The 12883-nt window shown below is 53.7% G+C and carries 13 protein-coding genes and 1 tRNA gene; 4 read left to right on the top strand and 10 right to left on the bottom strand.

Annotated elements, in window-relative coordinates:
• Positions 1 to 31 precede the first annotated feature (31 nt).
• The 4 genes from IAI51_RS13330 (at position 32) to IAI51_RS13315 (ending at position 4286) form a co-directional block, all read left to right on the top strand.
• Positions 32 to 442, top strand: coding sequence for an MbcA/ParS/Xre antitoxin family protein (locus IAI51_RS13330; protein WP_187678907.1), 411 nt, complete (start codon positions 32 to 34; stop codon positions 440 to 442).
• A complete protein-coding gene (locus IAI51_RS13325) occupies positions 439 to 1119 on the top strand; it encodes an RES family NAD+ phosphorylase (RefSeq protein WP_187678906.1) in 681 nt (226 codons plus the stop codon). Before IAI51_RS13330 ends, IAI51_RS13325 begins: the two co-directional genes overlap by 4 nt.
• A gap of 437 nt (positions 1120 to 1556) precedes the next feature.
• Positions 1557 to 3542: an ATP-binding protein gene (locus IAI51_RS13320; protein ID WP_187678905.1), complete on the top strand. Its 1986-nt coding sequence runs from the start codon at positions 1557 to 1559 to the stop codon at positions 3540 to 3542.
• Between the two features lie 489 nt (positions 3543 to 4031).
• Positions 4032 to 4286 carry an ogr/Delta-like zinc finger family protein gene (locus IAI51_RS13315; RefSeq protein WP_187678904.1) on the top strand — a complete coding sequence of 85 codons (255 nt, stop codon included), beginning with the start codon at positions 4032 to 4034 and terminating at the stop codon, positions 4284 to 4286.
• 33 nt (positions 4287 to 4319) lie between these two features.
• Here the strand turns inward: IAI51_RS13315 and IAI51_RS13310 are convergent, their stop codons facing one another.
• From IAI51_RS13310 to IAI51_RS13265, 10 genes are all read right to left on the bottom strand, one after another.
• Positions 4320 to 4703, bottom strand: coding sequence for a DUF6124 family protein (locus tag IAI51_RS13310; RefSeq protein WP_187678903.1), 384 nt, complete (start codon positions 4701 to 4703; stop codon positions 4320 to 4322).
• Between the two features lie 444 nt (positions 4704 to 5147).
• Positions 5148 to 5384, bottom strand: coding sequence for a hypothetical protein (locus tag IAI51_RS13305; protein ID WP_187678902.1), 237 nt, complete (start codon positions 5382 to 5384; stop codon positions 5148 to 5150).
• A 127-nt stretch (positions 5385 to 5511) separates the two neighbouring features.
• A complete protein-coding gene (locus IAI51_RS13300) occupies positions 5512 to 6669 on the bottom strand; it encodes an AAA family ATPase (protein WP_187678901.1) in 1158 nt (385 codons plus the stop codon).
• Between the two features lie 237 nt (positions 6670 to 6906).
• A tRNA-Thr gene (locus tag IAI51_RS13295) sits at positions 6907 to 6982 on the bottom strand.
• Between the two features lie 76 nt (positions 6983 to 7058).
• Positions 7059 to 7874: an FkbM family methyltransferase gene (locus IAI51_RS13290; protein WP_187678900.1), complete on the bottom strand. Its 816-nt coding sequence runs from the start codon at positions 7872 to 7874 to the stop codon at positions 7059 to 7061.
• Between the two features lie 345 nt (positions 7875 to 8219).
• A complete protein-coding gene (locus IAI51_RS13285; RefSeq protein WP_187678899.1) occupies positions 8220 to 9455 on the bottom strand; it encodes a methyltransferase in 1236 nt (411 codons plus the stop codon).
• Positions 9436 to 10125 (bottom strand): ABC transporter permease, encoded by a 690-nt coding sequence (locus IAI51_RS13280; protein WP_187678898.1) that lies wholly within the window; start codon positions 10123 to 10125, stop codon positions 9436 to 9438. The genes IAI51_RS13285 and IAI51_RS13280 overlap by 20 nt, the downstream gene beginning before the upstream one ends.
• A complete protein-coding gene (locus tag IAI51_RS13275; RefSeq protein ID WP_187678897.1) occupies positions 10122 to 10817 on the bottom strand; it encodes an ABC transporter permease in 696 nt (231 codons plus the stop codon). The genes IAI51_RS13280 and IAI51_RS13275 overlap by 4 nt, the downstream gene beginning before the upstream one ends.
• Before the next feature lie 78 nt (positions 10818 to 10895).
• Positions 10896 to 11642, bottom strand: coding sequence for an ABC transporter substrate-binding protein (locus IAI51_RS13270; RefSeq protein ID WP_187678896.1), 747 nt, complete (start codon positions 11640 to 11642; stop codon positions 10896 to 10898).
• A gap of 13 nt (positions 11643 to 11655) precedes the next feature.
• Positions 11656 to 12429 (bottom strand): ABC transporter ATP-binding protein, encoded by a 774-nt coding sequence (locus tag IAI51_RS13265; protein WP_187678895.1) that lies wholly within the window; start codon positions 12427 to 12429, stop codon positions 11656 to 11658.
• Positions 12430 to 12883: the final 454 nt, after the last annotated feature.

Below are 12883 nucleotides of genomic sequence, written 5' to 3'. Positions count from 1 at the left end.
GAAGTCATGTCAGCTAACAATGGAGGCGGTCATGCCCACCTCAACCCCAGCCCTCACCCCACGCGAACAACTCGACGCCCCCGAAGCCGGTCGCGTCGCACTGAAGTTTTTCTTCAACCTCATGGAGCGATGGGGCTGCAATGCCGATCAGCAACGCACGTTGCTCGGTGGAGTCGGCAACACCACGTTCTACAAGTACAAACACCTGCCGCCGAACGTGCGCCTGCCCCACGACACCCTTGAGCGCATCTCCTATCTGATGGGGATTCACAAGGCGTTGAGCATCATCTTCAGCAACAGCCGTGAGCGCGCTTATACGTGGGTCAGTAGTCCAAACACCGCCGCGCCTTTCAATGGTCGAACCGCGCTGGATTACATGCTGGCCGGGCGCGTTGTGGACATTGCCGATGTACGGCGCTACCTCGACGGAGTGCGCGGTTGAACGCGCCAGCGCTGGCCGATCCGCAGTGGCCGCGGGCTTACCGGATCGTCAACAGCAGCTTCCCGCCGATTGCGTTGTTCGAAGACGTACTCGACCCCAAAGACCTGGAAATCGCCTACGCCATCGAGGCACTGACCAATGATCGCCTGACCGAACAGGCCGGCGTGCTCGCCCGAGTGCGCCCGGAAGATCGACTTTCCGGCCTCGGCTCGACCCCGGTCATGGCTGCGTTCACCCACATCGGCAAAAGCAGCCGCTTCTGCGACGGCACCTTCGGCGTCTACTACGCCGCCAGCAGCCAGGCAGCCGCCATCGCCGAAACCTGTTATCACCAGGAGCGTTTTCTCGCCGCGACGCAGGAAGCGGATCTTGAGTTGACCATGCGGACTTACGTCAACACGGTCGTCAAACCGCTGCACGATATCCGCCACGATTACCCGGACCTGCACAACCCGGATCCCGACGCTTACAGCCCGTCCCAGGCATTCGCCCGGCAACTGCGTGAGGCCCAATCCTGGGGGCTGCTCTACAACAGCGTGCGCTTACCCGGCCACGAATGCGTCGCCGCGTTCCGGCCACCGGCGGTATCGATTCCCAAGCAGGGCAAGCATCTGCGTTATGTGTGGAGCGCGAGCCAGCGCAGGATTTCGTTTGTGTTTGAGGTCAGTGAGATTTGACTATTCACTGTGGACGAAAAGTGGACACCCCAGAAACAACAAAGCCTCTGCATTTCTGCAGGGGCTTCGTTTTGTATGGTGCGGCACCAAGAGTCGAAAAAGAACGTAAACTTATGATACTAATACATTAATTATTAGGCTCATTGCTAGGCTATCTCTAAAAATATCCTTCTTTTCTTCCTGGACTCCCGGGTGTGATCAACTTAAGCAGTCGAAGGAGATATTTACAATGTACGCCCAGCAGATTAATACTATTGAATTCCGCAACTTTATTACGTTTTTATGTAGTGGTGCGTATTTCTACATGCCTAGAGATGGATGGAAAAGTTGTAGTTGTTAAGTGTAGGTGTGGCCAAGGCTTCAAGGTGGTGCTATATTTGCACGCATATAACGTCGTGCTATGTTGTCTATATCAGTGAGAGTGTAAGGCGGGGATAATGGCTAAAGTTGAAGTCAAAGCAAAAGGGATTAAAAATAGGCTTAAGGCTATCAAGCCCTATAGGACTGTAGCTGAATATATATGGAATGGCTTTGATGCGGGTGCGACTTCTGTTGATGTTAGGTACGAAGTTGATGATCTGGGGGGAGTCAAATATCTCACTGTGCAGGACAATGGATCGGGAATTCCACACCTTCAGGTTGAGAATAAGTTTAAGCCTATTCTATCTTCTGAAAAAAGAGATCTTGAGGTGCAACACTCGCTTGTGCATGGTAAAAATGGCCTTGGGCGCTTGACCTTTTTCCATTTTGCACAAAGAGCAATATGGAGAACCCGATATGCCAGCGGTGATGAAGTATATGAGTATGAAATTAAAGTAAGCGATGATGATATTGATAACTACAGCTTCTCTTCTGAGGAAAAAGTTTCCGGTAGAGAGGTAGGTACGTGTGTTAGTTTTGAAAATATTATCGGCCTGTCTGAGTCTTACATTAAGGATGAGTTGACTTCATATCTGATTAAGGATTTCGCATGGCTGTTGGAACTGAAAAGAGATCAAGGTTTTGCGATTCGCATTAATGGCGCTGATATACCCTGTGAGTCTCTCGTTAGAGATTCGGAGAAATTTACTCTAAATATTACTGATCACCTCTTTGATGTTAAGTTTGTAAGGTGGTCTAGAAAGTTGAATCGCCATTTCTCCAGGTTCTATTGTTCAGATCTTGTGGGTGGATTTAAGTACTCACGTCCGACGACTCTTAATAATAAAGGTGATGAGTTTTATCATAGTGTTTTTGTGGTGAGTGATTACTTCAAAGATTTTAGTGTTGGCAAGGAATGCGGGCAAATTGATCTGTTATCCTCTAGGACGGATCAATCTGAGGAGTTCAAGGAGCTGATAAAGAACATTAATTCATTTTTGAGAAGTAAGCGTAAACCTTTCATTGTTGATCATGCTAAGAAACTAGTAGAAGAGTTTGAGGCTAAAGGCTACTTTCCTGATTTTAATTCGAAGAATAATTGGGAGCTAGCGCGGCATGAAGATTTAAAAGAGATCATTACTCAACTCTATCAGGTAGAGCCAAAAATATTTTCCAATTTGAACCCTACTCAAAAGGTGACCTTCATAAGATTTATATCTTTAATTGTTGACAGCGGTGAGGTTGAGGACTTATTTAAAATACTTGACGGTGTAGTGGAATTGTCCTCAGGGGAGAGGGAGCGCTTTGCGCGTCAACTGCAGACAACCAAAATGTCATCGATAGTAAACACCATCGAGTTGATAAGCGACCGATATAAGTCTGTCGCGGAATTTAAAAAGCTGGTATTCGATCCGAATATGTATGCCGGAGAAGTCCCGCATCTACAGAAGATGATGGAGAAGAATTACTGGCTTATAGGTGAGGAGTACCAACTTCTAACCGCAGCTGAGCCAAAATTTGAAGAGGCTTTACGCCGATATACATATTTGCTGCATGGGATAGATAGTAAGGGCGCAGTTGATCATGAGAGCAAAAACAGAGAAATGGATTTGTTCCTTGTTAGGCAAGGGAAGAAGCAAAGCATAGTAGAGAACATTGTTCTTGAGTTAAAGCATCCTACGAATATTCGTCTGGGCAAGAAAGAGTTTGATCAGGTTTATGATTATTACCAGGTAATTAGATCGATTGATCAGTTTAATGGATCCAATATGGATTGGAAATTTTATTTGATAGGAAATCAATTTGACTCAACTGGCTATATTGAAAGCCAGATAAAGAGTCATAAAAATCATGGTGAGCCTGGATTGATGTTTATTGGTGAGTATCGGGTGTACGCATTTAGATGGAGTGAGATTTTTACTGAATTTGAGTTGAAACACGATTTTTTAAATAAAAATCTCCAACTCGAATTGGAGCGGCTTAATGATGGCAGGCATGATTCTGCAGACGACATAGTGGCTGCGGTGAGAACCTCTGATGCTCCGAAAGAAATGGTCGCCTAGCTGCATATCTAGGCTTCTTAAAGTCAGGCTGCCGGGGTGGTGCCCGCTCTCAGAAATAACACTGTTTTTGTGCCGACTTACACGAGTGGGGTCGTCGGTCCCTGCCGTCGGGTTTGGTGAAGAGATCGGTGACCACAGATCCAGATCTCATCCAAGTTCATAATGCTTTGCCATCAAGGAATTCTTTTCTGTAGATGGCTGCATGCTCCACAATATCTCAGCTTTCGAGGGCGCGATTGGGTTGCTCGGTATTTCAGAAAAGGGCGGGACCAGAAAAGGGGGGTAGCAGTTAATTCTAATCAAGTGATGGTGATCTGAGTTGCAAGGTTATTGTTGCTAAATAGTCTGCTGTTGGCCACTGTCAGATCTGACAGGTTTTTATGATTAATTGGAATAAGTCATCTGAAAATAAGTAATTGAAATTTTGCGCGACCTTGCAATGGTAGATGATAAAGTTGGTGCTTCTTAACTACTTGTATGGGGGCGCTAATGCGAGTGCACTGCAAATCATGTGGGGAGAAAGGAAGGATTGTGTCTTGCGACGATCTGTCATTAGAGTTCGTTCGACTTTACTGCCAATGTGGCTCTGTAAAGTGCGGGCACACTTGGGTGGCTAGTCTTACGTTTTCACATACGCTCAGCCCTTCATCTCAGGCTGTTGATCGACTTTTATTCGACCGCTTGCGAACACTTTCCCGCGACACACAGCGTGATCTTTTTGATCAACTGGGCTCATTGAAGTAGCGGCGAGAGATGAACTCTCGCCGCTACGCTTTGCTACTCAGTCGGTACTAACTTATCCAGCACCTGATTGACCGCCAGTTCTGCCCGCATCACGATTTGGGCGATGCCCTGCAGCGTTTTACGATGGTGGCCCTCCAGTACACCGGCGAAGTCGCCGAGCATCACGCTGGCGGATCCCAGGGTTTCAGTCGCATCCACTAACAAGGATTCGGCGCCGGACTCTGGGTTGGCCATGTAGAGGCGGTTGGGTCGATATGGTGTGGCCATGATCTGGGCCGTGGGTGGGAGTAAATAATGATCAAGCGCGCGATTGGCCGCGTCGTTGAGTTTTTTCGAATCGGGCGATTCGTAGGGGGATGTTGGATCTGCGATGGCTGCCGGATCAGTGCCCGGCGGGTTTGGCGTTATCTTGAACATACTCTGGGTCCTAAAGTAGGAGCCAACACCGCTTCTCTACTAAAAGGAGAGGTGGCAGCTGTGCGCAGGTTAGTAGACCGGGGACCCAGGGAGCCGGCGCGCTCGAAAGCGCCCTACGCACAGCTACCATAAAGTGCAAGCGAATAAATGCCTGACTGTCTGATGCGCTATGCGCCCTGGGTGGACCACGGGCTACTAAACCCGATCACTGATGGGCAGTGACAGGCTCAAGGTACCGGTGGGTTCCAAGGCGCACAAGCCGGCGGATTCTGGCGTACGCGTAGGCAGCGGCGCAAGGTTTTGTGGGCCTTTGGGCGTAACCCAGAGTGTTTTTAAACGTGTGCGCCAATCGATGTGTAACTCCGGATTATGGGTGTGGGAGTGTCTGTCAGATAACGGCGTGACGCCGCGTCTGGTGACGCGAGCGCCTGCGGCGGGCGTATTTTAAGCGGTGCGCCGCAAGGGCTGGGGCGCATCGGTTTGCGCTTCGTTTTGGCTGCGAAGCAGGTTTTCAGCGTCTTCAAAGGCCTCCATGCAGTTTTTTCCGTATTCTGACAAGGCCAGTTTGCTGCGTTGATTGAGATGTACATCGGCGGTGCAAAGGTCGATGAACAATGAAAGTGAGTGTCCACACTCCTCAATTTTTTCGCGTAATTCAATGGTGTTCTTGTGGTGTGACATCACTTGACTCCTCGATCTTTCGCCGCGCTCAGGCGCGCGTCGATTTGGTTTACGAGTCAGTGTGGACTCACATGATGCTCCCGAGCTGCCTCGCAGATGTCTTAACTGATCAAGATCAGCCTGCGGCCTAACTTCCTTCAATCAAAGCCCGTTCTTCCAGCCAGATCTCTTGAACAAACTGATCTGTAATCGCGTAAATCCCATGCCCGCGTCGCATGATGATGTTCTCGGCAACCAGCGCAATCACTACCGGTTGAATCTCTTCGACCCGCACCTCTCGCCCGACTGACTTTGAATATTCAGCCGCTGCGTCTGTGGAAAAAATTCCGCGAGCATCGCCTTCTGTAGATGCGATCTTGTTGAAAACGGCTTGAGCCAGGCTACCCAGTTGCTCGACTTTTTCCAGCTCGATACTCGCCGCCGCCGAACGCAGTGTGCTGGCTATTACGGGTAGAAACAGATCGGGTTCACCCTCTTGCTGCAGAAGTTGACGTAGAGCCTTCAGCATTTCTTCAGGTCGATTTCCCAAAGTGTTGAACGCTTCGACAGCGGTTTCGAGGGACGGCAACTTGTCCTTCTTCACTGTCATTGCGAGTCGGTTGAGCAGGAATTCAACGTAATCGCCTTTCAGCAATGGATAGGCTGCTGACGTGGCCCCGGAAAAGGCGTGGTTGCGTTTGGCGGTCAGTTCGCTGACTTGCGCTCTGTGGGAGCCGGTTCCGATGAACAGAAAGTAGCCGGGAGTATTGGGGCGGGGGTTGATTGCATCGCGGGCGGCTTTGAGTGCCAGCAGCAGTTGATTACCGTCGTCTGAGGAAATGGCGTGCTGCACTTCGTCAATGATCAACACCAGATCAGTCTTGGCTTGATCTACTACTTCGGTGAGTGCTTGGGCCAGTGTCGGGCCGTCGGCGCTGCCAATGCTGTCGAGTTTGAAGCCGAACTTAAATCCAGCAGCGCCGATTTCAACATTGCTGACGCGCTTGAAGGTTTCCAAGGCAGAGGAGCCCGGCGTTTGCAGGTCTTTCAGGGTTTTCCGGATGGCGTTGTGCACCAGCGTTGCCGGGTTGGCCAGAGTGTCGCTCCATAAGTCGACATAGATGACTAAAGCACCTGCATCTTCCAGTGATGGGATGAGGTCGTTTCTCAGAAAAGTCGTTTTGCCTGTGCGGCGCAGGCCAGATAGAAATAGGCCTGAGCGCAGACCTTCGTCGAGTACGCCTGGATTGAGAAGCTGGTTTGCCATTGACTCAGCCAGTTCAGGACGCTGAAAAATGCTGCTCATACGATTACACCTTTTTATGTGTACACCATAATTATTGCTATTTCATAATTTAGCATAAAGACGGAAATGTGAACCGTCGGTTCAGAGTCCGCGCTTTCGAAGTGTGTAAGAGGAAGTGTGGCTAATCGCGCGAAGTGCGAGGGGAGAAGTTATTTTCACTGAGGGTGAAACTGCCAGGAATATAAACACACCAGAAACAACAAAGCCCCTGCATTTCTGCAGGGGCTTTGTTTTGTATGGTGCCGGCACCAGGAGTCGAACCCGGGACCTACTGATTACAAGTCAGTTGCTCTACCAACTGAGCTATACCGGCGTGTGGGCGACGATTATAGCGATTGGGAAGATCCTGTAAACCCCTGAATTCAGACTATTTTTGCGCAGGCTTCGAATCAGGCTCTGCGCAGGACGTTGCGCAGTTTCTGAACGGTGCGCCAGGCGCGACTGTTTTGCATGGCGCGTAGCTGTGCTTCGGCGTGTTCGGCCCGTTGCAAGGCGGTTTCAAGGTCGGGATTGACGGGGTGGGCGAGGGCGTGGCCCTTGCAGAGCTGGAAGTTGTCGAGGTTGCAGGGCGGGAGGTCGAAAGCGGGTTTGAGGTTGAGGTGTTCGTCTGCAAGGAAAAAGCTGTTGAGGCCGTCGAACAGTACATTCTGATAGCCCGCGTCGGTGACCAGATGTTCCCAGGTATGGTCGCGCTCCCACGGTGTTTCGATGAGGATGATCCATGGGCGGAAGCGGTTGAAGTCCATGCCGCGCAGGACTGTTTCTTCGTGGCCCTCAACGTCGATTTTCAAAAAGTGTATGGGACGGTCGGCCGCATGCTCTTCGCAGATAGAGCTGAGGGTGCGGGCCTTGACGGTGAGACTGTGCACGTCCATGCCGAGATTCTTGCGTTCTTGTGCAACGGCGGGGTCGGCAGTGGAGAGTCCGGTATCCGGGATGCTGTAGAACGTTACTTCGCCGGGCTGATCACTGGCAATGCATTGCAAGGTCTCGTCCCGTGGACGCTGTTGACGTAAGGCGTCGTGGTAGTTCTGCACTGGCTCGACATTGATCCCGTGCCAGCCGCGATCATAGAAGGCTTTGGTGACCGAATCGTGGGTCGGATCGTTGGCGCCGACATCGATATAGAAGCCATTTTCAAAGTATCTGAGGGCGCGCCACAGGCGGATGTCTTCGAAATTCTGTGCGTAAGAAATGAACGTCACGGTCGCTTCCTGTCGGTCTGATTTTTTCTTGTTCGTGCGTGCGCTGGTGGCACGTTGTGATCCTGTATAGCAAGGGTCTCAGGCGGCTGCAATTATTCACTTTACCGACCTACTAATAGGCGGTTATGCCGTTTTGGTTGGCCGCTTATGCACAACACGCTCGGCATCAAACGTGCTTGGCCACGATTTTGTGGACATGTTTTCAATTTGTTCGCAAATCACTGTTTTACAGGTTTTTTATCTATGTGAACAAAAAATGACCAGCAGTGATAATGCCCCGAAACAGGCAGGGATATTGGATCCACAAGAATTCTATCAACAGAGTTATCCACAGGCGCTGCGTGTTTAAGCGCGTTCGGCCAGCAGCAGGAAATTGCGGGGGGTAAGCGCGGTTTCACAGAAGACGCCGAGGCGTACGACATATCCCTGCTCGACGAGGAAAAGTGCGCGATCCAGATTCAGCCAAAGCTCCAGTGGCCGTCGGAATAATCCTCGCAGTAATTCCAGGTTGCGAACTTCGGCTAACCGCTTCCAACCAGCAGCTTCAAACGCTGGCCAGTCTTGCGTCCCGATTGTGGATAACTCTTTGAGCGCAGCCAGATCGCGGCAGTAGTCAGCAAACGGTTTGTCCAGCCACGCGCTCGGTAGCGAGGGGGTTGGCAGGTATTCATCAATGCCGCGCAACTGCCGTTGTAACAGGTCGAAGGCCAGGCGTCGGGCCATCGACGTGTCGCGTTGGCGCCTGACGCGTGCGCCGGCGGTGACGGTTTCGCTCATTGGCAGTGCCAGATCGTCCCGCGACAGCTGTAGGGCGGACTTCAAACCCGCGCAGGACAATGCCTGATACGTAGTGCGATTGATCCGGTTGAAGCAGCACGGGGCGATGGCCAGTTGGCGGCAGCCGCTGGCGGAGGCGAGTTGCATCAGGCGCACATGCAGATCGCCGCAGGCGTGCAAGGCGACTGGTGTGTGTTCAGCGTTCAATAAAGACGCGGCGTCCGACGCGGTCACGTCCTGTTCGATGTGCAAGGCATGCAGATGATGGCGCTGACTCAATGCCTGGCCGCTGGCGACCAACGAAGGATCGTATTCAACGCAGGTCAGTTGTTGGCCGTCACCCAACAAACGTCGACCCAAGTGCCCCTTGCCGGAACACCAATCGAGCCAGTGGGTCGGTTGCGACGCGAAGGACAGTCGACTGGCAAACGCTTCAATCTGCTGCCATTTGCGCCCCGGCACATCGACATTCAAGCGATGGCCCGCAGCTTCCAGCGCATATCCGGGCAACTCACCAACCTCACCCAACTCAGCCGACAGCGCTGCCAATGAAGCGAACGGCTCCGGCGCATCGGCAAGATCAGCGGGTTGGTTATGAGCGTTTTCCGCATCCTCCAGCGACCGCCCGCGTAGCCACAAGGCCAACTCCGGGTAGGACACTTCCCATGGAAGCTGCAAGTAAGTGAACGGTCGAGGTTTCCACAACGCCTGATGCGTCGTGAGAAATGCGTCCAGTGCCGTGAAGCGGGCGAGTAAGTCCTCGCCCGTCAGCACGTAGGACGTTTCAGCGCCCTTGGCAGGCATCGACGCGCAGCCAGCGCTCCAGCAGCTTGAAGCCGCGCACCAGCACGTAGGACATCAGCAGATAGAACACGCCCGCCGCGAAGAAAATCTCCACCGGCAGATAGGTGCGGGCAATGATCGTGCGCGCCATGCCGGTCAGTTCCAGCAGGGTTACGGTGCTCGCCAGCGCGCTGGCCTTGAGCATCAGGATCACTTCGTTGCTGTAGGCCGGCAGGCCGATGCGCGCCGCACGCGGCAGGATGATGTAGAACATCGCTTTGGGTTTGGACATGCCCAGGGCGCGTGCTGCTTCGATCTCGCCCGGTGGAATCGCCTGGATTGCGCCGCGCAGGATTTCGGCGATGTACGCCGCCGTATGCAGGGTCATGGTCGCGGTGGCGCACCAGAACGGATCGCGCAGGTACGGCCACATTGAGCTGTTGCGCACAGCGTCGAACTGCGCGAGGCCGTAGTAGACCAGGAACAACTGAACCAGTAACGGCGTGCCACGGAAAAAGAAGATGTAGGCGTAAGGCAAAGCGCGCACGTACCACAGCTTCGAAGAGCGGGCGATGCCTAGCGGAATCGCCAGCAGCAACCCGGCGATCACGGCGATGGCCACCAGTTCCAGCGTCAGGGTCGCGCCCTGCGCCAGTTTCGGCAGCCACTTGATGATGACTTCCCAGTTCATTGGGTGCTCCTCGCGAAGCCGCGAGCGGCGCGTTTTTCCAGGAAGTGCATGCCGGTCATCGCCAGCACGGTCAGGCCGAGGTACATCAGCGCGGCGACCATATAGAAGGTGAACGGCTGTTTCGATACGGTCACGCCGATCTGCGCGTGACGCATGATTTCTTCCAGGCCGATTACCGACACCAGTGCGGTGTCTTTCATCAGGATCATGAACAGATTGCCAAGGCCCGGCAGGGCAATGCGCCACATCTGCGGCATGATCAGTTTGGTGAATATCCGCCATTTCGACAGGCCCAGGGCCACGCCGGCCTCACGGTGACCTTTGGGAATGGCGAGTATCGCGCCACGAAACACTTCCGTGGCGTAGGCGCCGAAGCACAGGCCCAGCGCAATGACGCCGGCAGCGAAGGCGCTGAGTTCCAGATCGGGATTGCCGAAAAACTCACCGAGCGCGCGCATCAGGTTGACCGTACCGAAGTAGATCAACAGCACCCAGAGCAATTCCGGGATGCCGCGCACCAGCGTTGAATAAAAGCCGCCAAGCCATTGCAGCGGCTTGTACGGCGAAGTCTTGGCCAAGGCGCCGAGCAGACCGAGCACCAGCCCCAGGCACAGGGCCGAGAGTGCCAGTTTGACGGTCATCAGCGCGCCGGCGGCGAGCGCCGGGCCGAATCCGTAGAGGTCGATAATCATGGATTTCTGTTCAAATCGCGGCAGGCAGGGCCGGGAGCCGACGCCGTCAGATCACGGCGCCAGTCCGGCAGGTCAGGATCAGTAGATGCTGAACGGGAAGTACTTGTCGTTGATCTTCTTGTAGGTACCGTCAGCGACGATTTCCTTCAGCGCAGCGTTCAGCTTCTCGCGGATCGGGTCGCCTTTGCGTACAGCGATACCGATCTTGTCGCTTTCTTCTACCGGGTCGCCCTTGAATTCGTAGGCTTTGCCGGCGGCGCTTTTCAGCCACTCGTAGTTGACGTATTTGTCAGCGAGGATGCCGTCCAGACGACCGGAAGTCAGGTCGAGATAGGCGTTTTCCTGGGTGTCGTAGAGTTTCACTTCGACGTCCGGCATGTTGTCTTCCAGGAAGGTGCCGGCCAGGGTCGCGCGCTGGGCGCCGATCACTTTGCCTTTGAGGGAGTCCTTGTCAGTCTTGAACTCTTTGTCCTCCGGCGCGATGAATTGCAGCTTGTTGGAGTAGTACGGGTCGGTGAAGTCCACCGCGCCCTTGCGCTCTTCGGTGATCGACATCGAGGAGATCAGGAAGTCGAATTTCTTGGCGTTCAGGGCCGGGATGATCCCGTCCCAGTCGGAAGTGACCACGGTGCATTCGACTTTCATCTTGGCGCACAGGGCGTCGCCGATGTCTTTGTCGAAGCCGACCACGTTGCCGCTGGCGTCTTTATTGTTGAACGGCGGGTAGGCCGCTTCGATGCCCATCTTCAGGGTTTCGGCCATGGCACCGGCGCTGAACGCCAGGGTAACGGCGGCGGCCAGGAAGACCTTTTTAAAATTCTGCATGCATGTTGCTCCGTTAGCGGTTGCTGGACATGAATTGTTTGCAGCGCGCCGAAAGCGGGTTTTCGAACACCTGCTGTGGCGATCCTTGCTCTTCTACCAAGCCCTGGTGAAGGAACACCACTTCGCTGGAGACCTGACGGGCGAAGCCCATTTCGTGGGTCACGAGCAGCATGGTGCGGCCTTCTTCGGCCAATGCGCGGATGACACTAAGTACTTCCTGAACCATTTCCGGGTCAAGGGCGGAGGTGGGCTCGTCGAACAGAATCACCTTCGGTTGCATCGCCAGCGTGCGGGCGATGGCCGCGCGTTGCTGCTGACCGCCGGACAATTGCGCCGGGTAAGCATGGCGCTTGTCAGCGATGCCGACCTTGGCCAGCAGCGCTTCGGCGACTTCGATGGCCTCGGCTTTGCTCTGGCCGAGCACGCGGCGCGGGGCTTCGATGATGTTGTCGAGCACGCTCATATGCGGCCACAGATTAAAGTTTTGAAATACAAAACCAATCTCGGAGCGCAGGCGATTGATCTGCTTGCCGTCGGCAGCAACCAGTTCGCCATTCTTGGTGGCTTTGAGCTTGAGTTCTTCACCGGCGACCAGAATCTGGCCCTGGTGCGGGTTTTCCAAGAGGTTGATGCAACGCAGGAACGTCGACTTGCCGGAACCGGAGGAACCCAGGATCGAGATCACATCGCCGTCGCGGGCGGTCAGCGAGATGCCTTTGAGCACCTCAAGCTGTCCGTAGCGTTTGTGCAAGTTGCGGATTTCAAGCGCGGGCGTGGCCTCAGCCATGTGCGTTCCTCATATATGTTGCGCTCCTGCTGTTGGTTGGCCTTCCTGGCGAGGCGGCCAAGCTAGCATAGCGTTTCAATGGCAGCCAACAGCGCTACGAGCGGTAAACGGATGGCGTGTGGCAGGTTGTCGCATCGGCGCAGCAGACTGTCGCCCCATCAACAACCGAACGGCTGTTTGAACGTGCAAACCCGTGGGTGTCGCGTAAAAAAAGGCGCGATGTTGCCAGCTTTGGCGGGGTGTTGGAAGCGCTATCCGGCCGAACGTTCCCGATTCGCCCTTTTATTGTGCATCCCACACTTTTTCAGTGTGTTTCTGGTGCGCTGTTTCGTTTGGAAAGTGAGTCGCTGGGTAACGCTCTGGCGGATTGCCATTAAATCCAATGACTTGCGATGACTGTCCGGTCGCGCGCAAAGCCCCAGCCCAGAAGAGTTTGAAACATTTTGGCGCAAAT

It is taken from the genome of Pseudomonas sp. N40(2020) (genome assembly GCF_014472415.1).
GTDB lineage: Bacteria > Pseudomonadota > Gammaproteobacteria > Pseudomonadales > Pseudomonadaceae > Aquipseudomonas.
Note: the sequence above shows the minus strand (reverse complement) of the source record. Positions and strands in the feature narration are given on the sequence as shown.

Excerpts from the sequence above, each read along its gene's own strand:
- IAI51_RS13305 (WP_187678902.1), bottom strand. The coding sequence starts at position 5,384 with ATGTCACACCACAAGAACACCATTGAATTACGCGAAAAAATTGAGGAG.
- IAI51_RS13330 (WP_187678907.1), top strand. The coding sequence starts at position 32 with ATGCCCACCTCAACCCCAGCCCTCACCCCACGCGAACAACTCGACGCC.
- IAI51_RS13300 (WP_187678901.1), bottom strand. The coding sequence starts at position 6,669 with ATGAGCAGCATTTTTCAGCGTCCTGAACTGGCTGAGTCAATGGCAAAC.
- IAI51_RS13275 (WP_187678897.1), bottom strand. The coding sequence starts at position 10,817 with ATGATTATCGACCTCTACGGATTCGGCCCGGCGCTCGCCGCCGGCGCG.
- IAI51_RS13270 (WP_187678896.1), bottom strand. The coding sequence starts at position 11,642 with ATGCAGAATTTTAAAAAGGTCTTCCTGGCCGCCGCCGTTACCCTGGCG.
- IAI51_RS13320 (WP_187678905.1), top strand. The coding sequence starts at position 1,557 with ATGGCTAAAGTTGAAGTCAAAGCAAAAGGGATTAAAAATAGGCTTAAG.
- IAI51_RS13280 (WP_187678898.1), bottom strand. The coding sequence starts at position 10,125 with ATGAACTGGGAAGTCATCATCAAGTGGCTGCCGAAACTGGCGCAGGGC.
- IAI51_RS13315 (WP_187678904.1), top strand. The coding sequence starts at position 4,032 with ATGCGAGTGCACTGCAAATCATGTGGGGAGAAAGGAAGGATTGTGTCT.
- IAI51_RS13265 (WP_187678895.1), bottom strand. The coding sequence starts at position 12,429 with ATGGCTGAGGCCACGCCCGCGCTTGAAATCCGCAACTTGCACAAACGC.
- IAI51_RS13310 (WP_187678903.1), bottom strand. The coding sequence starts at position 4,703 with ATGTTCAAGATAACGCCAAACCCGCCGGGCACTGATCCGGCAGCCATC.
- IAI51_RS13285 (WP_187678899.1), bottom strand. The coding sequence starts at position 9,455 with ATGCCTGCCAAGGGCGCTGAAACGTCCTACGTGCTGACGGGCGAGGAC.